The following is a 23,838-nucleotide window of genomic DNA, read 5'->3' as shown; positions in this document are numbered from 1 at the left end:
CTGCGCTTGCGGCGGGTGATCGGCGAGCGGTATGGCCGGCGGCATGGACGGGCAAGAGGCAATGGGCGCGCCGCCCTCCGCGGATGCGATCGAGGCGCACGCACGCGCGACGATCGCGCGGCTGCCCGCGCAATTCCGCGGGCATCTGGGCGACGTGGTGCTGGTGGTCGAGGAGGAGGCGGATGCCGAGACCCTCGACGCGCTGGGCATCGATCATCCGCTCGACCTGACCGGCCTGTACCACGGGCGCCCGGTCGGCGAGAAATCGGCGTTCGACAGCGGCGCGCTGCCCGATCGCATCCATCTGTATCGCCAGGCGATGCTGGCCGAATGGTGTGAGACGGGGGTGCGGCTCGACGATCTGGTCGCGCATGTGACGATCCATGAGATCGGGCACCATTTCGGCCTGTCCGACGATGACATGCACGCCCTCGAAGCGGCAGTGGCGGATTGAGCGGCGCGGTTCGCGCCGTTGACGTCACGGTTGCGCGCGGCGGGCAGCTGCTGGTCGAGCGGTTCGACCTAGCCGTGGCGCCGGGCGGCGCGGCGGTGGTCACCGGCCCCAACGGCGTCGGCAAGTCCAGCCTGCTGCGCGTGCTCGCCGGGCTGCTGCGTCCCACCGCCGGGCATGTCGAGCGCGAGGGGACGGTGGCTTGGATGGGCGAGGCCGCCGCGCTCGACCCCGAATGCGCGCTGGCCGATGCGCTCGCCTTTTGGGCGGCGCAGGATGCGCGCGCCCTGCCGGAGGTGCGCGTCGCCGCCGCGCTGGACGCGATGTTGCTCGGCGATCTGGCCGACGTCCCCGTCCGTTTCCTGTCGACCGGGCAGCGCCGCCGCGCCGCGCTGGCGCGGGTGGTCGCGTCGGGTGCGGACCTGTGGTTGCTCGACGAACCGGCGAGCGGGCTGGACGTGGGCGCGGTGGAGCGGCTGGAACAGCTGATCGCGGGGCACCGCGCAACCGGCGGCGCGGTGGTGGTGGCAACGCACCAGCCGCTGGCGCTGCCCGACGCGGCTGGGGTCGCGCTGTGATGGGCGCGCTGGTGTGGCGCGACGTGCGCCGCGGCTATGCCGGCGGCGGCGCGACATTGGTGGTCGCGTTCTTCCTGCTGGTGGCGGTGCTGTTCCCGTTCGCGATCGGCCCCGATGCGGCGCTGCTGGCGCGGGTCGGTGGCGGCGTCGTGTGGGCCGCGGCGCTGCTGGCGGCGCTGCTGCCGGTCGAGCGGCTGGTCGCGCCCGATCTGGAGGCGGGGGTGATCGACCAGCTGGCGGTGCGCGGGGTGTCGCCGGTGACGATCGCGGCGGCCAAGACGGTGGCGCACTGGCTGGCCTTCGCCCCGCCGCTGTTGCTGGCGACGATCCCGGCGGCGGCGCTGCTCAACCTGTCCGCCGAACGGCTGGCGCTGGTCGTCGCTGGGCTGGCGATCGGCACGCCGGGGCTGGCGGCGCTGGCGGTTACCACCGGCGCATTGGTCGCGGGGCTGCGCGGTGCCGGCGCGGTCGCGGGCCTGGTCATGCTGCCGCTGGCGGTGCCGCTGCTGATCTTCGGCGCGGGCGCGATCGACGGCGGGGCGGGCGGGCTGAAGCTGCTGGCCGCGGTCAGCCTGCTGCTGACGGTGGGCGGCCCGATCGTCGCCGGCGCGGCGATCCGCATGGGAATGGAATGATCGGGACGGCGGCGTCCTACCGCGACCAGCGCGCCCAGATCGCGGTCGGCAGCGTCAGCCCGCGCGCTTCCTCCCGCACCGCCAGTTCCCCCGCCTCGACCGTGCCGGGCAGGTCGGCGAACGCCTGGCGCAGCATCTCGCCGATCGCCAGCGCCGACATGCGCACCGCATAGACGGTGAGGAACAGGTAGCGCGATTCGGCGTCCAGCAGCCGCCGGCAATCGGCGATCAGCGCGGGCAGATGCTCCTCCAGCCGCCAGATCTCGCCATCCGGCCCGCGCCCGTATTTGGGCGGATCGAGCAGGATGCCGTCATAACGCCGCGCGCGCCGCACCTCGCGCGCGACGAACTTGGCGGCGTCGTCGACGATCCAGCGTACCGGCGCATCGGCCAGCCCCGACAGCGCCGCATTGCCGCGCGCCGCCTCGACCGATTTCTTCGACGCGTCGACATGCACCATCTTCGCGCCGACCGCCGACATCGCCAGCGTGCCGACCCCGGTATAGCCGAACAGGTTGAGGCATTCCGGCGCCTCGCACCCGTCGAGCCGCCCGCGCATCCACGACCAGACGGGCGCCATGTCGGGGAAGAAGCCGAGGTGGCGGAACGGCGTGGTCTGCGCGGTGAAGCGGACGCGCGCATCGCCCTCTCCCCATGCCAGCGGCCAGCCGTCGCGTGGCACCGGCTCGCGGAACTGCCATTGCCCGCCGCCGTCCTCGTCGCTGCCGGGGACGAATTCGCCGTGCGCCTGCCAGTCGGGCTTCGCGGGCGCCCAGAGCGCCTGCGGTTCGGGGCGGATGAAGCGGAACCGGCCATAGCGTTCCAGCTTGCGGCCGTGGCCCGAATCGACCAGCCCGTAATCGGCCCAGGGCTCCCCGGTGAGCGTGACCAGCTGCATCAGCCGCGCGGCACCGCATGCGCGGCGACGTAACCGGACACCGCGTCATAGGTCGCGTCCAGCACCGTGAACCGCTCTTCGCGGTCGAACAGGTCGCCGACACGCGCGGGCAGCGCGGGGCGCACGCCGGTGGCGCGTTCCACCGCGTCGCGGAACTTGGCGGGATGCGCGGTCGCCAGCGTCACCATCGGCACCCCCGGCGTGGCGTGGCGGCGCGCGGCGGCCAGCCCGATCGCGGTATGCGGGTCGATCACCTGCGCCGCGGTATCGCACGCATGGCGCATCGCCAGCGCCATGTCGTCGGCATCGACCCGCTCGCCCACGAACAGTCCGGCCGCGCCGTCGCGCTGCGCATTGGTCAGCTGCATCGCGCGCGTCGCCTCGAACCCCTTCATCTGCCCGGCCAGCGCCGCGCCGTCGCGCCCGCCCAGGTCGAACAGCAGCCGCTCGAAATTGCTGGACACCTGGATATCCATCGACGGCGTCGCGGTCGGCACCACCTGCCGGCTGGAATAATCGCCGCTGGCCAGCGCGCGCGCCAGGATGTCGTTGACGTTGGTGGCGACCACCAGCCGCGCCACCGGCAGCCCCATCTTCGCCGCGACATAGCCGGCGAAGACGTCGCCGAAATTCCCGGTCGGCACGCTGAACGCCACGGCGCGCGCGGGCGCGCCCAGCCGGACGGCGGCGTAGAAATAATAGACCACCTGCGCCATCAGCCGCGCCCAGTTGATCGAATTGACCGCCGACAGCCGGAACCGCCCGGCAAAGGCGGCATCGTTGAACATCGCCTTCACCAGCGCCTGCGCGGTGTCGAAATCGCCGCGGATCGCGATATTGTGGACGTTGGGCGCGCCCACCGTGGTCATCTGCCGGCGCTGCACGTCGCTGACGCGCCCTTCGGGGTGGAGCATGAAGATATCGACGCCCGAGCGCCCCGCCACCGCGTCGATCGCCGCCGATCCGGTATCGCCGCTGGTCGCGCCGATGATCGTCAGATGCTGGTCCGATCCCTTCAGGAAGCGTTCGAACAGCTGCCCCAGCAATTGCAGCGCCACGTCCTTGAACGCCAGCGTGGGCCCATGGAACAGTTCCAGCAGCCATTGGTCGTGGTCGATCTGCACCAGCGGGGTGATCGCGGCGTGATCGAACCGGCCGTAGGCGGCGGTGCACAGCGCGGTCAGTTCGTCGCGGGTCAGCGATCCGGCGACGAACGGCGCCATCACCGCCACCGCGGTATCGACATAGCTCAGCCCGGCCAGCGCCTGAATCTCGTCTCGCGACAGCGTCGGCCAGCATTCGGGCACGTACAGCCCCCCGTCGGAGGCGAGGCCGGCGAGCGTGACGCCCGCGAAATCGAGCGAAGGGGCGGTCCCACGGGTACTGACGTAGCGCATGGAAGCAGGCGCCTACGTCCTTGGCCGCGCCCATGCAACGCCGAAGCGCGGGTGTGGGGGCGCGGCAAAGGTTGCGGTGGCGGGGGCCGAGGGGTTAGCAAGCGCAGCATGGCGCTCATCGATCACTTCCTGTCGCGCGCGATCCGGCGCGGCCAGCTCACCCTTACCAAGCCCGATGGCAGCACCGCGACCTTCGGCACCCCCGATCCGGCGCTGGCGCCGGTGTCGTTCACGATCCACGATACCGCTGTCTATCGCGCGATTCTGGCCGACCCGTCGCTGGGCGTGGCGGAGGCGTTCATGGACGGCCGGCTGACGATCGAGCAGGGCGACATCATGGACCTGTTGATGCTCGCCACCAGCAACTCGCGCTGGGAAAACGGCGTCAACAATCTGGCGGCGAACCGCTGGCGCACGATGCGCGGGAAGATCCGCCACGCGTTGACGCGCAACCAGACGGTCCGCTCGAAACGCAACGTCGCGCACCATTACGACCTGTCCGACCGGCTCTACGATCTCTTCCTCGACGCCGACAAACAATACAGCTGCGCCTATTACACCGATCCGGCGAACGACCTGGATACCGCACAGGCGGACAAGAAGGCGCATATCGTCGCCAAGCTGGCGATCGCGCCGGGGATGCGCGTGCTCGACGTCGGCTGTGGCTGGGGCGGGATGGCGCTGTACATCCATGCGAAGACCGGCGCCGAGGTGCTGGGCATCACCCTGTCGGAGGAGCAGCTGAAGGTCGCGCGCCGTCGCGCCGAAGAGGCGGGGGTGGCGGACAAGGTGCGGTTCGAGCTGATCGACTATCGCGACATGACCGGCACGTTCGACCGGATCGTGTCGGTCGGCATGTTCGAACATGTCGGCACGAAGAATTTCCGCACCTATCTGTCGAAATGCCGCGACCTGCTGACCCCGACGGGGGTGATGCTGATGCACACGATCGGGCGCGCCGACGGACCCAATTTCACCGACAAGTTCACCGACAAATACATCTTCCCCGGCGGCTATATCCCGTCGCTGTCGGAGATACTGGAGTCGAACGATTTCATCCGCTGGTTCATCACCGATATCGAGGTGTTGCGGCTGCATTACGCGCTGACGCTGCGCGCCTGGTACGACCGGACGGTGGCGCAGAAGGACGCGATCGTCGCGCTCTACGACGTACGCTTCTACCGGATGTGGACCTTCTACCTGGCGGGCGCGGCGGTCAGCTTCACCAACGGGTCACTGGTCAATTACCAGATCCAGTTCAGCCGCGACCGCACCACCCTGCCGCTGACCCGCGACTATATGGTGGAGGAGGAACGGCGGCTGCGCGGCTGAACCCGCAGCCCCCCGGTCACTTCGCGGCGGGCGCGCCCCGTGCCATCGCCTTGGCGGCGGTGCGCGCCTTGGCGGCCTCTGACGCATCGACCTTGCCGTCGCGGTTGAGGTCGTAGGCGGAAAAGACGGTGCCCATCAGCGCGGCCGATTCGGCCTTGCTGACCTTGCCGTCCTTGTTGGCGTCGGCGCGCGCCATGAACAGCGCGGCGACACGCTTCGCATGAACCGCATCCAGCGTGCGCCCGCCAGACAGCTTCATGCGCATCATCCGCGCCTCCACTTCGGCCGGCGACAGGAAACCGTCCCGGTTGGTGTCCGACGCGGCGAATTCGGTGTCCAGCTTGGCGGCGGCGCCCGCACGCGTCTCCTGTGCGAACGATACCGCGGTCAGCGCGGGGATGGACAGGAAGGCGACCAGCGCGGCGGCCAGCGTCGTGGGGGAAACGGTCTTCATGCCGCGCGCTATCGCGATGCGCGCTTGTACCCTGGCTGAACGGCCCCCCGCCGGTGGGCGGGGGGCGTTTGCACGGCTCAGCGCGCCGCCAGTTCGCGGACCAGTTCGGGCGCGGGATAGACCTTCTCCAGCGCCTGCTGCACCGCCTGCGTGGAGACGACCACGGTGCGGTTCAGCACCGGATCGTAGCCGAAATTGCCGCCCAGCGAATGGATGTTGCCGTCGAACGCCGCGCCGATCACCGACCCGTCCTTCGCGATCACCGGCGACCCGGAATTGCCGCCGATGATGTCGTTGGTGGTGACGAAATCGAACGTCGTGGTCATATCCAGCCGCGGCTTCGCTGCGGCATAGGCCTTGGCCAGCACGAACGGTTCCTGCCCGGTGGCGCGTTCGTACAGCCCGGCCAGGGTCGTGCGGTACGGCACCTTCGCGCCGCGCTCCGTCCATCCCTCGACCTTGCCGTAGCTGATGCGCAGCGTGAACGTGGCGTCAGGGTAGTTGCCCGCGCCATAAGCGGCGAAGCGCGCCCGTGCGAGCTTCGCCTGCGCCGCGGTGACCGGGGCGTCGACCTTCTGCGCGAATTCGGTGCGCAGCGCGCGCGCGGCGGGATCGTTGCGAGCCACGAACTGGATCAGCGGATCCTTCGATGCGCGCACCGCCGCCATGCCGCCGTCGAACAGCGCCTTGCGCACCGCCGGGTCGGCCAGCTTCGTGCCGGTCACCAGCCGGTCCGCCAGCTGTTCGGGCGAATCGCGGCCCAGCAGCGCCTTCACCTGCGGCGAATCGGCGCCCAGATATTCGCGCGTCTTCGACAGCCAGAACGACAGCGCGGTCTCCTCCAGCCACGGATAGGTCGGCGTGGCGTCGGTCAGCTGCTTGCCCAGCAGCGGCAGCGCCGAATCGGTGTACCCCGGCAGCCGCTCGGCATTGGGCTTCTCGCGCTCGGCGGCGGCGCGCACGATCGTGCGGGCGTAGCCGTACAGCGTCGAGAACATTCCCGCGCGCTGTTCGAGGAAGAAGTGATCCAGCGCGATGTCGCGATAGGCCGCGTCGGCGCGCGCGATATCGCCCCACGGATCGCCCAGTTGCTTGCCCGCCTTCGCCTTCAGGTCGGCCTCGTTCGCGGCCAGCTTGCCCGCGAAGCCGGCATCGTCCAGCGCGCGCGCCTGGCCCCAATAGACCTTGTAGCTGTTCTCGATCCCGAACAGCGTGTCGGCCGCCTCGCGCCGTCGCTCCGGCGACTGCTCGCTCGCCGCGATCAGCCGGCCGCGCATCTCGGACAGCAATGTCGTCATCAGCGGCAGCGTGAACTGGCGCTGGAACGCCAGCTGGTCCTGCGTCAGCAGCCGCTGCGTGCGCCCCGGATTGCCGACGACGAACGTCGCTTCGCCCTCGATCGGGGCGCGCGGGTTCCACGTCAGATGCTGCGGCGTCGCGGCGGGCTTGCCGTTTTCATAGGCGCGCAGGAACGAAGCATCGAGCGCGTAGCGCGGGAAGTTGAAATTGTCCGGGTCGCCGCCGAAGAACGCCGCGGCAAATTCGGGTGCCCACACCAGCCGCACGTCGGAATATTTGCGGTAGGTGTACAGCTTGTACTCGCCGCCGCCGTACAGCGTGACGACCTGGCAGCGCGTCGTCTCCTTGTCGGTGCACCCTTCCGCCTCGATCGTCGCGATCGCCGCGTCGCGCGCCTTGGTCAGCGCCTCGCCGGTCAGCGTGCCGATCGCCTTGGTGACACGCGGGGTGACGTCGGTGATCGCCGTGACCACCTCCGCCTGCTGGCCGGGGCATTTCAGCTCGCGCGCGCGATCGGCGGCGACGAAGCCGTCGGCGAGGTAATCCTTGTCCTTCGACGACAGGTCCTGCGCGCATTGGGCGATGCAATGGTGGTTGGTCAGGATCAGTCCCTCGCCGCTGACGAACGAGGCGGAGCAGCCCCCGGTCAGCCGCACCGCGGCGGCCTGTGCGCGGTCCAGCCACGCCTTGTCGGGTGCCCAGCCATAGGCGGCCTTCATCCGCGCGGCGGGAAAGGCATCGAACGTCCACATGCCTTCGTCGGCCAGCGCGGGCGACGCGGTCAGCATTGTCGCCAGCGAAACAGCGGTCAACTTCTTCATCACAACCCCTATGTAATTTTGTTACGTCGGCTTGTGCGCCACTACGCCTGCATCGGCAAGATGGTTGCCCTTGCGAGCGTGAGCGCGTAGCGGCGCGCGCGAAAGGAAGCTGCCCCATGACCGATCAGATCAAGCGTCCAACCGGCGAGGCCGGCATCAACCGGGTCGTTCTTGCCTATTCCGGGGGGCTGGACACCAGCGTGATCCTGAAATGGCTCCAGACCGAATATGGTTGCGAGGTGGTCACCTTCACCGCCGATCTGGGGCAGGGCGAGGAGCTGGAACCCGCGCGCGCCAAGGCCGAGCTGATGGGGATCAAGCCCGAGCATATCTTCATCGACGACCTGCGCGAGGAATTCGTGAAGGACTACGTCTTCCCGATGATGCGCGCGAACGCGCTGTACGAGGGGCTGTACCTGCTCGGCACCTCGATCGCGCGCCCGCTGATCGCCAAGCGCCAGATCGAGATCGCGAGACAAGTCGGCGCCGACGCGGTCAGCCACGGCGCGACCGGCAAGGGCAACGACCAGGTCCGCTTCGAACTGGGCTATTATGCGCTCAACCCGGATATCAAGGTGATCGCGCCGTGGCGCGAATGGGACCTGACCAGCCGCACGAAGCTGATCGAGTTCGCCGAATCGCACCAGATCCCGGTGAGCAAGGACAAGCGTGGCGAAGCGCCCTTCTCCACCGACGCCAACCTCCTCCACACCTCGTCGGAGGGCAAGGTGCTGGAAGATCCGTGGGACGAGGTGCCCGACTACGTCTATTCGCGCACCGTCAATCCGGAGGACGCGCCCGACCAGCCGGAGACGATCACGATCGATTTCGAGCGCGGCGACGGCGTCGCGCTCGACGGCGAGGCGCTCTCGCCCGCGACGCTGCTGGCGAAGCTCAACGACCTGGGCCGCAAGCACGGGATCGGCCGGCTCGACCTGGTCGAGAACCGCTTCGTCGGCATGAAGAGCCGCGGCATGTACGAGACGCCCGGCGGCACCATCTACGCGCTGGCGCATCGCGGGATCGAGCAGATCACGCTCGATCGCGGCGCCGCGCACCTGAAGGACGAACTCGCGCCCCGCTATGCCGAACTGGTCTACAACGGCTTCTGGTTCTCGCCCGAGCGCGAGATGCTGCAGGCCGCGGTCGACCACAGCCAGGAAAAGGTGTCGGGCACCGTCCGGCTCAAGCTCTACAAGGGCAATGTCATCGTCACCGGCCGCAAGTCGCCGCACTCGCTCTATTCGGAGAAGGTCGTGACGTTCGAGGACGATCAGGGCGCCTACGACCAGCGCGACGCCGCCGGCTTCATCAAGCTGAACGCGCTGCGCCTGCGCCTGCTGGGCCGCCGCGACCGGTAAGCGCGGGCGGGTTTGGTGGGGACACGGTGACGGCCCGTGCGGGGGACGCCGCGTGACGGTCGCGAAGATCGCGAACCGCACCCGGCGTAACCCCGCTACTTCCCCCGCTTCGTCGGCACCGTCACCCGCACCATGTCGCCGGGCGCGTCGTGCAGCTTCAGGAACAGCGCGCCGTTCGCGGGGTGCGGCACGTCCAGCTTCTCGCCGACGAAGCCCAGCGGCACCGCCTGCGCCTTGGCCGGATCGGCCTCCGCCGCGACGCCGGCGATCAGGAACAATTGCTCCCCGGTCAGCGTGCACGCGCCCGTCGCGGCGGGGCAGGCGACGGCGGTGATCCGCGGCAAGCGCACGACCCGCGCCAGCGGCTGCCATTCGCCCGCCAGGTCGCCCTGCACCAGCCGCATCTTGATCGCGCCGACCGCGCCCACCCCCAGCAGCGCGCGCGGCGACAGCGTCGCCACCGCCACGTCGCCGCCCAGCAGTTGCAACCCGCCGCCCGCGACGGTCAGCTTCGCGCTGGCGCTGTCATCGGCGGTCGCCACCTCGATCGCGTCCGCCGCGCTCAGCCGCGTGTTCACCGCGCGCGCCGAAAAGGTCAGCCGCGCATCCTGCGACAGGACGTTGTCGGGCAGCGTCAGCGGCAGCGCCGCGTCGCCGGGCGCCGGGGCGGGGGGATCGACGTTGCGGCTGATCAGCTCCACGCGCGGGCGCGGCGGGGTGATCGTCGCGCGCACCGTCGTCGTGCGCCCGTCCGCCAGCGTCACTTTGGCGTCGGATATGCCCAGCGCCACCGTCTCGGTCGCGCCGTCGGTGGTCAACACCATGCGGTCGCCGCCGCCCGGATCGCGGGTCAGCGCGCCGGGGACGAACGTCAGCCCGGCGACCTCCAGCTTGGCGACCTGGTCCAGCCGCGCGCCAACCAGCCGCCCGTCCTTGTCGCCGGTATAGAGCGTGAACCCCTCCAGCCGGCTCGCCTCGCTCTGCCCCTTCAGCGTCAGCGCCACGGGGGCGGCATTGCCATATTGCGCGACCAGCAGCGTCAGTTCGCCCGCGCGGGTGCGCGACAGCGGCAGCGTGGCGGTGATCTCGTCCGCGCCGCTCGCCTTCCACGCCACCGCCTTCACCGCGCCGGCGCGGTCGCGCAGCGACACCTGTTCGACGCACGATGCCGCCCCGCCCTGCAGCGTCAGCGGCGTGTCGCGCCCGACCACCACCGCATTGTCGGGCTTGGGCGCCCAGGCGGTCGGTGCGCCGTTCTGGAGCAGGAAGCGCGGGCCGGTGAACGTGTCGAAGCCCCAGCGCCCGGTCAGCACCGCCTCGCCGATCGCCTGCTGCCCCAGCCGCGCGGTGTCGATAGTCACCACCAGCCCGCCGCGCGCCGCATCGGCGGTGACCGGCATGTCCATCGTCTTGCCGTCCGCCAGCGTCAGCCGCAGCGACAGGTCGCGCGCATAATCGGTGGCGAACACCAGCGGTGCATCCTCCAGCGGCAGCACCTGTCCCGGGCGCAGCAGGCACAGCGGATCCCTGGTCCCCGCGCGCAGCGTCGGCGGGGCGCCCGCGCCGATCGCCGGCAGCGGGACGACCAGCACCGACTTGGGGTTCTGGAACGATGGCGGGTTGTTGAGCTGCAACCGCATCCGGTCGCCATGGCTGACCGCCAGCGCGGGCGCATATTGGTAGCTGGCGCTGCGGAACACGCCGAACAGCCGCGCGAAATCGCGCGCCAGCGAGATGTACGGGCTGTACAGCCCCGCGCCCGCTTCCTTGGTCGCGGCCAGGCTGTAGGCGAATTGCGTCGTCGTGCCGCCGATCGTCTCGGCCAGCGACGCGCCGCCGCCGGTCTGCAGCACCATCCCCTCGCGGTTCTGCGTCAGGCAGGCGGCCTGCAGCGCGCGCGGGCGCGACAGGCAGGCGGCGTCCAGCCGGATCGCCAGCGATCCCGCCAGCGCGGTCGACACCGGCTCCAGCCGCTCGGTCGATGCTTCCTCCGCACGCGCGATCCCGGCGACGAAGGCGTCGAACCGCGCACGGTCCAGCGATGCCTGGAACAGGTCCTGCGCGGCGCGCACGAACACGCCCGGCCGCCCGCGCACCGCCTGCACCACCGCGCCGTAATCGCCGCCGGTTTCGGGGGCGAGCAGCGCGATCGCCTGTTCCGCGCCCTCCGGCACGGTGGCGGTGATCGTCCCCTTTTTCGGTACCCAGGTGTCGGCGCGGAAGAACCAGTTCTTGGGCGGCGGATTGGTCGCCCCGCGCAGGAAGACGAGGATGAGGACGTAGCGCGCCGCCTGATCGGCGGGCAGGTCGGCCTTCAGCACCAGCTTGTCGCCCGCGCGCAGGCCCGGCACCTGCCCGATCGGCAGCGTGGCCTCGCCGCGCGTCACCGTCATGGTCAGCGGCGGTCCGGCCAGGTCGAAGCTGTTGCTCGCCTGCTGCGCGCGCACCGCCAGCGGGACCGCGGTGGCAAGGGAGGTCGCGGCCAGTGCCGCCGTCAGCCTGTATCGCATCGCCCGCATGCCGGCCCCTATAGAACAGCCGCGCGCCCGCTGGCCACCGTCGCGCGGCGGGGGTCTTAACGGTTCGTCAACCATCCTGCGGCATGTCCGGCGGCGAACCCTGCGCGATCGGGCGCAGCCGGCGAAGGGCGGGAACGACGGATGGCGAAAGACGGCGCGGTGGTGGACGTCGCGATCATCGGCGCGGGGCCGGCGGGCCTGACCGCCGGCTATCTGCTGACCAAGGCCGGCTATTCGGTGGCGATCATCGAGAAGGATCCCGTATACGTCGGCGGGATCAGCCGCACCGTCGAACACGACGGCTTCCGCTTCGACATCGGCGGGCACCGCTTCTTCTCGCGGTCGAAGGAGGTCGTTGACCTCTGGAACGAGATACTGCCCGACGATTTCATCGAACGCCCGCGGATGAGCCGCATCTATTACGAGGGCAAGTTCTACAGCTATCCGCTGCGCGCGTTCGAGGCGCTGGGCAACCTCGGCATCCTGCGCTCGGCCCTGTGCATGATGAGCTTCGCCAAGGCCAAGCTCCTGCCCGCCCGCAACGTGAAGAGCTTCGAGGACTGGACCGTCAACGCCTTCGGCCGGAAGCTCTATTCGATCTTCTTCAAGACCTATACCGAGAAGGTGTGGGGCATGCCCTGCGACGCAATGAGCGCCGACTGGGCGGCGCAGCGGATCAAGGGGCTGTCGCTGTGGGGCGCGGTGGTCGACGGGCTGAAGCGGTCGCTGGGGCTGAACAAGGTGCCCAACGACGGAATGCAGACCAAGACGCTGCTGGAAAGCTTCCGCTACCCGCGGCTGGGGCCGGGGATGATGTGGGATGCCGCGCGCGACCGGATCGTGGAGCGCGGCGGACAGGTGCTGATGGGGCACGCGCTGCGCCAGCTGACCTTCAACGCCGCGACGCAGCGGTGGACCGTCGCGGCGACGCACGGCGATGCGGGTATGGCGATCAACGCCGCGCACGTCATCTCCTCCGCGCCGATGCGCGAACTGGCCAGCCGGCTGCACCCGCTACCCGCGACGCTGCCGGAGGCCGCGAACCTCAAGTATCGCGATTTCCTGACCGTCGCGCTGATGATCCGCTCGCCCGATCTGTTCCCGGACAACTGGATCTACATCCACGATCCCAAGGTGAAGGTCGGCCGCATCCAGAACTTCCGTTCCTGGTCGCCCGAAATGGTCCCCGATCCGGCGATCGCGTGCGTCGGTCTGGAATATTTCTGCTTCGAGGGCGACGGCCTGTGGTCGTCCAGCGACGAGGAGCTGATCGCGCTGGCCACCGCCGAGATGGCCGCGCTGGGGCTGTGCGACCCCGCGCATGTCGAGGGCGGCGCGGTGGTGCGCCAGGAAAAGGCCTATCCCGTCTATGATGAGGATTACGCCCAGAACGTCGACATGCTGCGCCGCGAACTGGAGGCGCGCTATCCGTCGCTGCATTGCGTCGGGCGCAACGGCATGCACCGCTACAACAACCAGGATCACGCGATGATGACCGCGATGCTGACCGTCCGCAACATCCAGTCCGGCGCGCGCGTCTACGATATCTGGGGGGTGAACGAGGATGCCGAATATCACGAAAGCGGCAGCGAGGGCGAAGCCGCCGCGCTCGCCAGCGTGCGGCAGGTGCCGGGCCGGCTGAAGGCGGCCTGAGCCGCCGCGGCAGGTCGATACCCGTGCCCACCGACACCCCCGCGCCGTCCGATCGCCGCCGTTTCGTCGCGGCGGTGCTGGGCGGGTGGCTGTTCACCGTCCTGATCCTGCTGGCGATCAGCGCGCCCGATATCGCGGCGCTGCGCTTTCCCGATGCCGACGATGCGATGCGCATGATCGAGGTGCGCGACTGGCTGGCCGGACAAGGCTGGTTCGACGTTGCGCAGCATCGGCTGAACGGCGGCGATTTCCCGATGCACTGGTCACGGCTGGTCGATATCCCGCTGGCCGCGACGATCCTCGCGCTGCGCCCGCTGCTGGGCGCCGGCGCCGCGGATCATGTCGCGGCGGTGTTGGTGCCGATGCTGACGCTGCTGGCCACGATGGCGCTGATCGCGTCGATCACGGGCCGTGTCGCCGGGATGGCGCCGGTGCCGCTGGCGGTGCTGATGGTCGCCTTCGCCCCGCCGCTGCTGGCGCAGATGCGCCCGCTGCGCATCGACCATCACGGCTGGCAGATCGTGCTGACGCTGGTGGCGGTACGCGCGCTGCTGGCCGCGCCGTCGTGGCGCACCGGTGCGCTGGCGGGCGCGGCGCTGGGCGCGTTGCTGACGATCTCGCTGGAGGGATTGCCGATCGCGGCGGCGGTCGCGGGGATCGCGGTGCTGGTCTGGGCGTGGCGCCCCGTCGACGCGCGCGCGCCCGCGCTGGCGGCGGCGCTGTTCGTCACCGCCGCGCTGTTGCAGGCGGCGACGCGCGGCCCGGCGATGTGGGCGCCCGCGTGCGATGCCATGGCGCCGGGGTGGATCGCGGCGCTGGGCGGCGCGGCGGCCGGGGTGCTGCTGGCGCTGGCGGTGGCGCGTCTGGGCCTTGCCGCGCGGCTGGCGGCGCTCGCACTGGGCGGCGCGCTGGCGGCCGGGGCGGTCGCGTGGCTATCGCCCGCCTGCCTGTCGGGACCGTTCGCGACGTTGCCACCGCGGGTATTCCGCTACTGGTATGTGCTGGTCCTGGAAGGTCGGCCGCTGTGGGAACAGGAAATCGACTGGGCCGCGGTCACCATCGGCCTGCCGGTGATGGGGCTGATCGGGGCGGTGCGTGCCCGCGCGCTGACGGTCGACCCCGACGCGCGCGCGCGCTGGACGCTGCTGATCGCGTTGCAGGGCGCGGCCTTCGCGATCGCGATCATGGTCAATCGCGCGGGCGGCACCGCCAATGCGCTGGCGGTGCCCGGCGCGGCCACGCTGCTGCTGGCGCTGCTGACCCGCGCGCGCGCGATCGAACATGCCGGCCCGCGGATCATGGCGACGGTGGGCGCGTTCCTGCTCGCCTCCCCAGGCCAGATCGCCTCGCTCCTGACGCTGGTCGCGGGTACGAAGGGGGCGGCGGCGGAGGCGGGGCTGGCGTCGCATCGCCGCCCTTGCGCCAATGCCGCCGACATCGCCACCGTCGGCGCACTGCCGACCGCAACGCTGTTCGCGCCGATCGACGCCACCCCTGCGCTGCTGGCGGCGACCCCGCACCGTGCGATCGCGGGTGGCTACCACCGCGGCGCGGCGGCGATCGACATTGTCATCCACGGCTTCACCGCCGCGCCCGGCGACGCGCGGGCGATCGTGCTGGCGACCCGCGCCGAATACCTCGTCGCCTGTCCCGGCATGAACGAAATGGAACTGTACCGCACTGTCGCCCCCAACGGATTATGGGCGCGGCTGGAGCGTGGCGAGCGCATCGCATGGCTGCGCCCGGTGCCGGTGAAGGGGCCGGCGCTGGCGTGGCGCGTCATCCGCCCCTTGCAGGGACCGCCCGCGAACCCCTAAGGCGCTGCGGATGCAGGGGGAGCGGCTCCATTGGTGGCAGACGCGCTGGTTCGTGGTCGCGGCCGCGCTGGCGGCGTGCGTGCCGCTCATCTGGCCGGACATTCCGCCGATCGTCGACCTGCCGGGGCATATGGGGCGCTATCGCGTCCAGCTCGACCGTGATCTGTATCCGTGGTTCGACGACTGGTTCCGCTTCCAATGGTCGCTGATCGGTAACCTCGGCGTCGATCTGCTGATCGAGCCGCTGGCGCCGCTGATCGGGCTGGAACCGGCGGTGAAGTTGATCGTGATGGCGATCCCGCTGCTGACGGTGGCGGGTCTGCTGTGGATCGCGCGCGAGGTGCACGGGCGCATCCCGCCGACCGCGCTGTTCGCGCTGCCGCTGGCGTACAGCTATCCGTTCCAGTTCGGCTTCGTGAATTTCGCGCTGTCGATGGGGCTGGCGCTGTGCCTGTTCGCGCTGTGGGTGCGGATGGCGCGGCAGGGGCGGATCGGCCTGCGCGCCGCGCTGTTCGTGCCGTTGTCGTGCCTGCTGTGGGTTTGCCACACGTTCGGCTGGGGCGTGCTGGGCGTGCTGGCCTTTTCCAGCGAGTTGATCCGCCAGCACGACCGGCGCGTCGATCGCGGCGCGGGTCACTGGCTGGCGGCATGGGTGCGCGCCGGGCTGGGCTGCGTCCCGCTCGCGCTGCCGATGCTGCTGATGATCGCGTGGCGATCGGGCGATGACGTCACCGGGCAGACCGCCGACTTCTTCTACTGGCGCACCAAGATCGCCTGGGTGCTGATGGCGCTGCGCGATCGCTGGCTGTGGTTCGACGTCGCCAGCATGGCGGTCATCTACCTCGTCCTGTTCAAGGCGCTGCGCGATCCGCGGATCGGCTATTCACGGCACCTGGGGCTGTCGGCGCTGTTCATGCTAGCGGTCTATGTCGTGTTGCCGCGGATCGTGTTCGGATCGGCCTATGCCGACATGCGCATGGCGCCGTACATGATCGCGGTCGCGATCATCGCGATCCGGCCGAAACCTGGCACGACGATCCGCCACGGCGCGATCCTGGCGGGGCTGGGGCTGGCGTTCTTCCTGGTCCGGCTGGGTGGCACGACGATCAGCTACTGGCAGTTCGATCGCGATTACGACACCGAACTGGCCGCGCTGCCGCACCTGCCCGTTGGGGCGAAGGTGATCGGTTTCGTCGGGCATAACTGCCACAATGCCTGGCGCATGTCGCGGCTGGAGCACCTGCCCGCGATCGCGCTGGAACGGCGCATGGCCTATACCGACGATCAATGGTCGATGGCGGGCGCACAGCTGCTGACCGTCCGCTATCGCGCAGCGGGCGGCTTTGCGCACGACCCGACGCAGATCGTGACCGAGGTGAAATGCGCGCGCGAATGGTGGCGTCCGGTCAATTATGCGCTGGCGCGCTTCCCGCGTGACGCCTTCGACTATGTCTGGCTGATCCGTCCGCCGGCCTACAACCCGCGCTACACCGTCGGGCTCGTGCCGATCTGGCGCGCGCAGGGCAGCGATTCGGTGCTGTTCCGCGTCGATCACGACATACCCGCGCCCACCGCCACCGACGAGGAACTGGGCGTGCCCAAATGGCTGATCGAGGCGATGAAGCGCCGCCGCGAACGTCTGGAACGGCGCGAACGTCTGGAACGGCGCGAGCGGCTGGAACAGGTGCGCGCCGAACAGAACCGGCTGACCGGACACGACTGACGCGCGCTACCCCTTCCGGAACGGGGTCAGCTCTTCCAGGAACGTCTGTTCGTTTTCCACCGCGGCGCGTTCGCGCGCGACGAAATCGGCGACCGCGCGGCGGAAATTCGGGTCGGGGATGTAATGCGCCGACCAGGTGGGCACGGGTGCATAGCCGCGCGCCAGCTTGTGCTCGCCCTGCGCGCCCGCCTCGACGCTGGCCAGCCCGCGCGCGATCGCGGCGTCGATCGCCTGGTAATAGCATAATTCGAAATGCAGGAACGGCACGTCCTCGGTACAGCCCCAATAGCGGCCGTAGAGCGTGTCCGCGCCGATCAGGTTGAGCGCGCCGGCGATCGGCACCCCGTCGCGCTCCGCCAGGATCAGCAGCACCCGCTCGCCCAGCGCCGCGCCCAGCATCGGGAAGAACGCGCGCGTCAGGTACGGGCGTCCCCATTTGCGGCTGCCGGTATCCTGGTAGAAGGTCCAGAACGCATCCCATTCGCGCTCGCCGATATCGGTGCCGGTCAGGTGCCGGATCGTCAGCCCCTCCACCGCGGCGGCGCGTTCCTTGCGGATCGCTTTGCGCTTGCGGCTGGCCAGCGCGGCGAGGAAATCGTCGAACGTGGCATAGCCGTGATTGGTCCAGTGGAATTGCGTCCCCTCGCGGATCAGCCAGCCGGCCGCCTCGAACGCCGGCAGCTGCGCCGGCTCGACGAAGGTCGCGTGCGCCGACGACAGCTGGTGCCGGTCGGTCACCGCCTCGATCGCGGCGATCAGCGCGGGCGCCGCCGCTGGATCGCGCAGCAGCAGCCGCGGGCCGGGCACGGGGGTGAAGGGCGCGGCGACCTGCAGCTTGGGATAATAGCTCCCGCCCGCGCGCTCCCACGCATCGGCCCAGCCGTGGTCGAAGACATATTCGCCCTGGCTGTGCGTCTTGGCATAGGCGGGGGCGATCGCCGCCGGCGCGCCGTCGGCGCCGTCCACCACGATCGGGATCGGTTGCCACCCGCTGCGCCCGCCGACGCTGCCCGACCGTTCCAGCGCGGTCAGGAAGGCATGGCCGACGAACGGATTGTCACGGCCGGCGCACGCATCCCACTGGTCCGCGGGAATGGCGGCGACGCCGTCGGCGATTCGCGCGGTAAGCGGGGTCATCGCACCCGATGTAGGAGGCGCCCCGCCGCGATCACAGGGCGGCTGCGACCTCGACGATCGCGTCGACCTCCACCGCCGCGCCCAGCGGCAGCACCGCGACGCCCACCGCGGAGCGCGCATGTTTGCCCGCGTCGCCGAACAGCTTGACCATCAGTTCCGACGCGCCGTTCGCCACCTTGGGCTGGTCGGTGAAGTCGGGGGTCGAATTGACGAACACGCCCAGCTTCACGATGCGCACGACGCGCTCCAGGTTGCCAATATGCGCCTTGATCTGCGCGACCAGCATCAGCGCGCAGCGCTGCGCCGCATCCTGCCCGGCTTCCAGCGACACGTCGTCGCCCAGCCGCCCGGTAACGACCGCACCGTCGCGGAACGGCAGCTGGCCGGAAATGTGGAGCAGCCCGCCCGCCTCGACGACGGGGACATAGGCGGCGACGGGGGCCGCGGCCTGCGGCAGTTCCAGCCCCAGTTCCTGGAGCGTGCGGTCGATGCGATCGGTCATGCGCGCTGCTTGCGGCGACGCGTGCCCGCGGTCAAGCCGCTCTCGCGTCCGCCCCTTCGGCGAAGCGGTCCGCGATCCATTCGCGCGCCTGCCGCCAGTCGTCGATCCGCGCGTGTGCGGCGGGCGCGGCGGGGACGCCCGGCGCCAGTTCGGGTTCGGACACCATGTGCAGCCGCCATACGCCCGGGGCGTGCTCGGCGACCGACTGGTGATGGTGCGGCAAATCGTCGACGAACACCGTCACCGGATCGCCGTGCTCGGCGACCAGCTGCGCCACCGGCGCGCCCTTGCCGCCCTGGTTGCATTCGACGCGATGCTCGATCCCGAACGCGGCCAACTGCTCGATGCGATGGGTGCGGCAATCGTCCTGCAGGTTGGTGAGGATGACGATGTCCGCCCGCTCCGCCAGCCAGGCAAGCGATTCGCGCGCGTGGGGCACCAGCGTCTGGCGCGCCATCTGTTCGGGAAAGAATCCGCCCAGGAAGCCGAGCATCTCCTGCTGCGTCAGCGGCGGGCCGTCGCCGCGGCGCTTCATATTCTTTGCCAATTCCCAGCTGCCGATCGAGAAATCGACGTCATGCGCCTCGCCCAGCCAGTCGGAAAAGTGCCGCAGCATGTGCAGCAGCACCTCGTCGCAGTCGCAGATCAACAGCGGACGGGAATCCGTCATGCCGCCCGCTCCAGCGCCGCGCGCGCCGCGACCAGCCGTGCGGGCGTCGTGCCGGTCGCCTCGGCACAGGCGACGAGGTCCGGTTCATGCGCCTCCAGGAACGCCAGCACCGCCGCCAGTACCGCCGGCTCGCCCAGCCGCGCGCGCAGGTCGCCCGGGGTCAGCCCGGTCAGCGACACCAGCCGCGCGGCGCGATCGTCGTCGCCCAGCGTCCAGCCGAGCGCCCCCAATGCCAGTGTCGAAGCGTCGTTCGGATTTGTGTCGGTCGAAACCATTCTCTATCGTCGCGCCGGAGGAGACCGATCCCGCGTGGCAAAAACCGTGCTCGTTGTCGAGGACAACGAACTGAACCTGAAGCTGTTCTGCGACCTGCTGCGCGCGCACGGCTTCGCGGTCGAGCCGGTGCGCGACGGGCGCGAGGCGGTGGAGCGCGCGCGCGAGGTGACGCCCGAGCTGATCGTCATGGACATCCAGATGCCGCACGTCACCGGCTATGAACTGATCCTGGAGCTGAAGCAGGACGAGGCGCTGCGCCATATCCCGATCATGGCGGTCACCGCTTATGCCGGGCGCGAGGACGAGGAGCAGATCCGCGCCGCCGGCGCCAATGCCTATGTGTCGAAACCGATCACGCTGGCGCGGTTCATGGCGGCGGTCAGCGAGCTGGTCTGACCGGACGCACGCGCGCGGGACGGCAGACGCACGAAAAGAGCCGCTGGCGGCGCGCCTGCGGCTCCCCGGGCGGGTGATCGACGAGCTGCCTACGCGACTCGTTCGGTCACTTGATCTTGGCTTCCTTGAACTCGACGTGCTTGCGCACGACCGGGTCGTACTTGTTGAAGCTCAGCTTCTCGGTCTTGGTGCGCGGATTCTTCTTGGTGACGTAGAAGAAGCCGGTGTCCGCGGTGCTGACGAGCTTGATCTTGACGGTGGTCGGCTTGGCCATGACCAATTCCTAAGCGAATGAACGAAAAATAGCGGCGAAGGCACCTCCGCCGCGACAGACGCGGGCGATTGGCGCAACTGCGCGCGCAAGTCAAGCGCCGCCCCGCGATTAAGCCCGCCGTAACCGGTCTGTGCGACGCTGTGCATCAAGGAGCAGGACCGATGCAAGCCACTGATATCACGGATGTGAAGGCCGAACTGTCGCACCGGATCGCGGCGATCGAATGGCGCGGCGGGCCGGCGCGAATCGCGGGCGACGTCGATCGCATCCGCGCGATCGCGCACCGCCACCATATGCTGCCGGCGGTCACCGTGGCGCATCTGCTCGAATCGGCGCTGGCGCGCGGGGAACGCGGCGCGCTGGTCCACCACTGGCTGGCGCTGCTGGCCGAGGCGGTGGCCAGCGACCGGCAGGACGAGGCCGCCTCGCGCGCCTTCGCCGCCGCCTGCACGGTCCGCTTCGCGCACTGATCCGCGCGGCATGGATGCGCTGATGGCGGCGCTGGTGCTGGGGGCGATCACCCAGGCCGGTGACCGGACCCCGTGGCTCGCCGCGATCCTGGCCGATCGCTGGCGCATGCCCGCGCTGGTCGTCGCGGCCGCCGCCGTCGCGCTCGCCGCCAATTACGCGATCGGGGTCGCCGCCGGGCTGGCGGTTGCGCCGCTGCTGACGCCGGAGGCGCGGCTGCTGCTGCTGGCCCTCGCGCTGCTGCTCGCCGGGCTGGGGACCGGGTGGCGGCATCGCCGGCCCGACGATCTGGCGGGCTGGCGGATCGGCCGCCTCGCCACCGCTCTGCTGGGGCTGTTCGTGATGGTGCTGGGCGACCGGATGCAGTTCGTCGCCGCCGCGCTGGGCGCGCGCAGCGTGTTGCCCTGGGCGGCGGCGGTCGGCGCGACGATCGGCGCGCTCGCGGTGGTCGCCACGGCGGCGGCGATGGGCGAGGCGGCGTGGCAGCGGCTGCCGCACCGCGCGATCCGGCTGGGCAGCGCGGCGGTGCTGACCGTCGCGGGCGTGATCACCGGCCTGACGGCGGTGTCGCTTATATAAGCGCCCGCTTACCCTGAACGAGATTCTTGCCGGAGCCATTCGCCGCGCGCGTCGTTACAGCAGCGATACCAATTCACGCTGCATGGAGCCGATCGTGGCAGAGACCAACCCCGCCCTGAAGACCCCGACCGATCTGGCGCGCAACGACACGCGCACCGTCGCCGACGCGCTGAACGCCGCCCTGGCGGATTGCTACGCGCTGTACCTGAAGACCAAGAATTTCCACTGGCACGTGTCCGGCCCGCATTTCCGTGACTATCACCTGCTGATGGACGATCAGGCGGCGCAGATCCTGGCGGTGACGGATGCCATTGCGGAGCGCGTGCGCAAGACCGGCAACACCACGCTGCGCTCGATCGGCGACATTTCGCGCCGCCAGTCGATTGTCGACAACGACCGCGAATTCGTCGGCCCGGCCGATATGCTGGCGGAACTGCGCGACGACAACCTCAAGCTGGTCGAACGCTTCCGCGAGGTGAAGGACGCCGCCGAGGAAGCCAAGGACAATGCCACCAGCGGCATCGTCGACGAATGGACCGACCAGGCCGAGGAGCGCGCCTGGTTCCTGTTCGAGGCCAGTCGCAAGGGCTGATCCCCACCCCCTGTCTGACGGAGCGTCGCCATGCTGAAATGGGCTTTCATCTTCCTCATCGTCGGGCTGGTGCTGGGTGCGCTCGGCTTCGGCGGCATCGGCGGCGCATTCGTCGGGATCGCCAAGATCCTGTTCTTCATCGCGATCGCGCTGTTCGTCATCTTCCTCGTGCTGGGGCTGATGGCGGGCAAGGCGGTGAAGGACGCGATCGATTGAGGGCGCAGGGGGCAAGGTGTTTGGCTCCCCCTTTCCCTTCGCCCCGAGGAGCCATGGAGCGTGTCGAAACGGCGTCTCGAAGGGCCGTTGGCGTAATTCCTCGAGACGAGGCTTCCACAGCTCAGCCTCTCCTCGGCACGAACGGCTTTCGCGCTGGACGTCACCACCCCGCGGGAGCGCGATCGGTCGATGATGCGTTGCGCATGACATGCACGCCTTCGCCGCGCTCCTCGATGCCCTGATCTACACCCGCTCGCGCAATGCGAAACTCAAGTTGATCGGCGACTATCTGCGCGCCACCCCCGATCCCGATCGCGGCTGGGCGCTGGCAGCGCTGACCGGGGAGATCGACATACCTGGGGTGAAGCCCGCGGTGGTCCGCGCGCTGATCGAGGCGCGGGTCGATCCGGTGCTGTTCCGCATGAGCCGCGACTATGTCGGCGACACTGCCGAGACGGTCGCGCTTCTGTGGCCCGAACCGGCGGGGCCGCCCGCCGACACCGAACCGCTGGGCGTCGCCGCGGTGGTCGAGCGGCTCACCCGCCTGTCGCGCTCCGACGCGCCCGCCGCGCTGGCGGAGATGCTCGACCGGATGGATGCCGACGAACGCTTTGCGCTCATCAAGATGGCGACCGGGGGCTTGCGCGTCGGCGTGTCGGCGCGGCTGGCGAAACAGGCGCTGGCCGACGCCTTCGGCCTCGACGTCGATGCGGTGGAGGAGGTGTGGCACGGCATCGACCCGCCCTATCCGGCGCTGTTCGCCTGGGCGGAGGGGACGGGGGAGCAGCCGACCGCCGCCGACGTGCCGGTATTCCGGCCGTTCATGCTCGCCCATCCGCTGGAGGAGCTGCGCGTCGACCTCGCCGATTATGCCGCGGAGTGGAAGTGGGACGGCATCCGCGTCCAGCTGGTGCATGTCGCGGGCGAGACGCGCCTCTACAGCCGCACCGGCGACGACGTGACGCGTGCCTTCCCCGACGTCGCCGCCGCCTTCGCCACCCATGGCGCGGTCGATGGCGAGCTGATGGTCCGCGGCCAGGCGCAGGCGGGCGAGGCGGGCAGCTTCAACGCGCTCCAGCAGCGGCTGGGGCGAAAGCTGGTGTCGGCCAAGATGCTGGCGGAGGCGCCGGCCTTCGTACGCCTCTACGACATCTTGTTCGACGGTGACGAGGATCTGCGGGCGCTCCCGTGGACCGACCGGCGCGCGCGGCTGGAATCGTTCGCCACGCGGCTCGACCCCGAACGCTTCGACGTCAGCACGGTGATCGAGGCGGCGGACTTCACCGCGCTGGAGGGCATCCGTGCCGGCGCGCGCGACGCCGCGATCGAGGGGGTGATGCTCAAGCGCCGCGACAGCCCCTATGTCGCCGGGCGGCGCACCGGGCTATGGTACAAATGGAAACGCGATCCGCTGACCGCCGATTGCGTGATGATGTACGCGCAGCGCGGCAACGGGCGGCGCTCGTCCTATTACAGCGACTATACGTTCGGCTGCTGGACCGCCGATGGGGAACTGCTGCCGGTGGGCAAGGCCTATTCGGGGATCACCGACGAGGAACTGCGCCAGCTCGACCGGTTCGTGCGCGGGCACACGCTGGCGCGCTTCGGCCCGGTGCGCGAGGTGGAGAAGACGCTGGTGCTGGAGATCGCGTTCGATTCGATCCACGAATCGAAACGCCACAAGTCCGGTGTGGCGATGCGCTTCCCGCGCATTGCGCGCATCCGTACCGACAAGCCGGCCGAGGAAGCCGATACGCTGGCGGCCCTCCGCGCGCTGGTGACGTAGCGCG

The 23,838-nt window shown here is 69.9% G+C and carries 24 protein-coding genes; 14 read left to right on the top strand and 10 right to left on the bottom strand.

From position 1 onward, the window contains the following. Positions 1-43 precede the first annotated feature (43 nt). From COA17_RS15890 to COA17_RS15880, 3 genes are read left to right on the top strand one after another with little or no spacing between them, the layout of a single operon-like run. Positions 44-454, top strand: a complete 411-nt coding sequence (locus tag COA17_RS15890; RefSeq protein WP_245857871.1) for a metallopeptidase family protein — start codon at positions 44-46, stop codon at positions 452-454. Continuing rightward, the gene (ccmA, locus tag COA17_RS15885) at positions 451-1,029 is read left to right on the top strand and encodes a heme ABC exporter ATP-binding protein CcmA (protein ID WP_096613782.1); all 579 of its coding nucleotides are present in this window, start codon (positions 451-453) and stop codon (positions 1,027-1,029) included. The genes COA17_RS15890 and ccmA overlap by 4 nt, the downstream gene beginning before the upstream one ends. Continuing rightward, positions 1,029-1,664: a heme exporter protein CcmB gene (locus COA17_RS15880; RefSeq protein ID WP_096613780.1), complete on the top strand. Its 636-nt coding sequence runs from the start codon at positions 1,029-1,031 to the stop codon at positions 1,662-1,664. Before ccmA ends, COA17_RS15880 begins: the two co-directional genes overlap by 1 nt. 16 nt (positions 1,665-1,680) lie before the next feature. On the opposite strand, the gene COA17_RS15875 is transcribed toward COA17_RS15880, so the two are convergent. After that, positions 1,681-2,562 (bottom strand): RsmD family RNA methyltransferase, encoded by an 882-nt coding sequence (locus COA17_RS15875; RefSeq protein ID WP_096613778.1) that lies wholly within the window; start codon positions 2,560-2,562, stop codon positions 1,681-1,683. Continuing rightward, positions 2,562-3,959 (bottom strand): threonine synthase, encoded by a 1,398-nt coding sequence (gene thrC / locus COA17_RS15870; RefSeq protein WP_096613776.1) that lies wholly within the window; start codon positions 3,957-3,959, stop codon positions 2,562-2,564. Before thrC ends, COA17_RS15875 begins: the two co-directional genes overlap by 1 nt. A 108-nt stretch (positions 3,960-4,067) precedes the next feature. On the opposite strand from thrC, the gene COA17_RS15865 reads away from it, so the two are divergent. Then, a complete protein-coding gene (locus COA17_RS15865) occupies positions 4,068-5,291 on the top strand; it encodes an SAM-dependent methyltransferase (protein ID WP_096613775.1) in 1,224 nt (407 codons plus the stop codon). A gap of 16 nt (positions 5,292-5,307) precedes the next feature. Here COA17_RS15865 and COA17_RS15860 read toward each other — a convergent pair whose 3' ends face one another. Both COA17_RS15860 and COA17_RS15855 read right to left on the bottom strand, forming a co-directional pair. After that, the gene (locus COA17_RS15860) at positions 5,308-5,745 is read right to left on the bottom strand and encodes an EF-hand domain-containing protein (protein ID WP_096613773.1); all 438 of its coding nucleotides are present in this window, start codon (positions 5,743-5,745) and stop codon (positions 5,308-5,310) included. A gap of 77 nt (positions 5,746-5,822) precedes the next feature. Next, positions 5,823-7,865: a S46 family peptidase gene (locus tag COA17_RS15855; RefSeq protein ID WP_066488413.1), complete on the bottom strand. Its 2,043-nt coding sequence runs from the start codon at positions 7,863-7,865 to the stop codon at positions 5,823-5,825. 116 nt (positions 7,866-7,981) lie between these two features. Between COA17_RS15855 and COA17_RS15850 the strand changes: the two genes are divergently transcribed. Beyond that, entirely contained in the window at positions 7,982-9,226 is a 1,245-nt protein-coding gene (locus COA17_RS15850; protein ID WP_096613771.1) for an argininosuccinate synthase, read from the top strand. A gap of 95 nt (positions 9,227-9,321) precedes the next feature. Here the strand turns inward: COA17_RS15850 and COA17_RS15845 are convergent, their stop codons facing one another. Then, positions 9,322-11,745: a hypothetical protein gene (locus COA17_RS15845; protein WP_245857870.1), complete on the bottom strand. Its 2,424-nt coding sequence runs from the start codon at positions 11,743-11,745 to the stop codon at positions 9,322-9,324. Between the two features lie 141 nt (positions 11,746-11,886). Between COA17_RS15845 and COA17_RS15840 the strand changes: the two genes are divergently transcribed. The 3 genes from COA17_RS15840 to COA17_RS15830 are packed head-to-tail and all read left to right on the top strand — an operon-like array spanning position 11,887 to position 16,938. Further along, positions 11,887-13,398 (top strand): NAD(P)/FAD-dependent oxidoreductase, encoded by a 1,512-nt coding sequence (locus COA17_RS15840; protein WP_096613769.1) that lies wholly within the window; start codon positions 11,887-11,889, stop codon positions 13,396-13,398. A gap of 23 nt (positions 13,399-13,421) precedes the next feature. Continuing rightward, a complete protein-coding gene (locus COA17_RS15835) occupies positions 13,422-15,215 on the top strand; it encodes a hypothetical protein (protein WP_096613767.1) in 1,794 nt (597 codons plus the stop codon). A gap of 10 nt (positions 15,216-15,225) precedes the next feature. Continuing rightward, positions 15,226-16,938, top strand: coding sequence for a hypothetical protein (locus COA17_RS15830; RefSeq protein WP_245857868.1), 1,713 nt, complete (start codon positions 15,226-15,228; stop codon positions 16,936-16,938). 6 nt (positions 16,939-16,944) lie between these two features. Here the strand turns inward: COA17_RS15830 and COA17_RS15825 are convergent, their stop codons facing one another. From COA17_RS15825 to COA17_RS15810, 4 genes are read right to left on the bottom strand one after another with little or no spacing between them, the layout of a single operon-like run. Continuing rightward, on the bottom strand, positions 16,945-18,075 hold the full coding sequence (locus tag COA17_RS15825) for a GNAT family N-acetyltransferase (protein WP_096613765.1): 1,131 nt from the start codon (positions 18,073-18,075) through the stop codon (positions 16,945-16,947). Positions 18,076-18,106: 31 nt separating this feature from the next. Continuing rightward, on the bottom strand, positions 18,107-18,577 hold the full coding sequence (locus tag COA17_RS15820; protein ID WP_066487216.1) for a RidA family protein: 471 nt from the start codon (positions 18,575-18,577) through the stop codon (positions 18,107-18,109). Between the two features lie 31 nt (positions 18,578-18,608). Next, a complete protein-coding gene (locus COA17_RS15815) occupies positions 18,609-19,247 on the bottom strand; it encodes an HAD family hydrolase (RefSeq protein WP_066487214.1) in 639 nt (212 codons plus the stop codon). Continuing rightward, positions 19,244-19,522 carry a DUF3572 domain-containing protein gene (locus COA17_RS15810; protein ID WP_066487213.1) on the bottom strand — a complete coding sequence of 93 codons (279 nt, stop codon included), beginning with the start codon at positions 19,520-19,522 and terminating at the stop codon, positions 19,244-19,246. Before COA17_RS15810 ends, COA17_RS15815 begins: the two co-directional genes overlap by 4 nt. Before the next feature lie 34 nt (positions 19,523-19,556). On the opposite strand from COA17_RS15810, the gene COA17_RS15805 reads away from it, so the two are divergent. Beyond that, a complete protein-coding gene (locus COA17_RS15805) occupies positions 19,557-19,919 on the top strand; it encodes a response regulator (protein ID WP_096613763.1) in 363 nt (120 codons plus the stop codon). 106 nt (positions 19,920-20,025) lie between these two features. Here the strand turns inward: COA17_RS15805 and rpmG are convergent, their stop codons facing one another. Further along, complete coding sequence (rpmG, locus tag COA17_RS15800) at positions 20,026-20,193, bottom strand: 50S ribosomal protein L33 (RefSeq protein ID WP_028967260.1); 168 nt, start codon at positions 20,191-20,193, stop codon at positions 20,026-20,028. Positions 20,194-20,354: 161 nt separating this feature from the next. On the opposite strand from rpmG, the gene COA17_RS15795 reads away from it, so the two are divergent. The 5 genes from COA17_RS15795 (at position 20,355) to COA17_RS15775 (ending at position 23,834) form a co-directional block, all read left to right on the top strand. Continuing rightward, the gene (locus tag COA17_RS15795; RefSeq protein WP_066487211.1) at positions 20,355-20,663 is read left to right on the top strand and encodes a hypothetical protein; all 309 of its coding nucleotides are present in this window, start codon (positions 20,355-20,357) and stop codon (positions 20,661-20,663) included. A gap of 22 nt (positions 20,664-20,685) precedes the next feature. Then, positions 20,686-21,240, top strand: a complete 555-nt coding sequence (locus COA17_RS15790) for a TMEM165/GDT1 family protein (protein ID WP_245857866.1) — start codon at positions 20,686-20,688, stop codon at positions 21,238-21,240. An 82-nt stretch (positions 21,241-21,322) separates the two neighbouring features. Beyond that, the gene (locus COA17_RS15785; RefSeq protein ID WP_096613759.1) at positions 21,323-21,832 is read left to right on the top strand and encodes a Dps family protein; all 510 of its coding nucleotides are present in this window, start codon (positions 21,323-21,325) and stop codon (positions 21,830-21,832) included. A gap of 30 nt (positions 21,833-21,862) precedes the next feature. Beyond that, complete coding sequence (locus COA17_RS15780; protein ID WP_066487204.1) at positions 21,863-22,048, top strand: DUF1328 domain-containing protein; 186 nt, start codon at positions 21,863-21,865, stop codon at positions 22,046-22,048. Between the two features lie 208 nt (positions 22,049-22,256). After that, a complete protein-coding gene (locus COA17_RS15775) occupies positions 22,257-23,834 on the top strand; it encodes a cisplatin damage response ATP-dependent DNA ligase (protein WP_096613757.1) in 1,578 nt (525 codons plus the stop codon). Positions 23,835-23,838 lie beyond the last annotated feature (4 nt).

The sequence above is a fragment of the Sphingomonas ginsenosidimutans genome (genome assembly GCF_002374835.1).
Classification (GTDB): Bacteria; Pseudomonadota; Alphaproteobacteria; order Sphingomonadales; family Sphingomonadaceae; genus Sphingomonas; species Sphingomonas ginsenosidimutans.
This window is presented reverse-complemented; position numbering and strand designations above follow the sequence as displayed.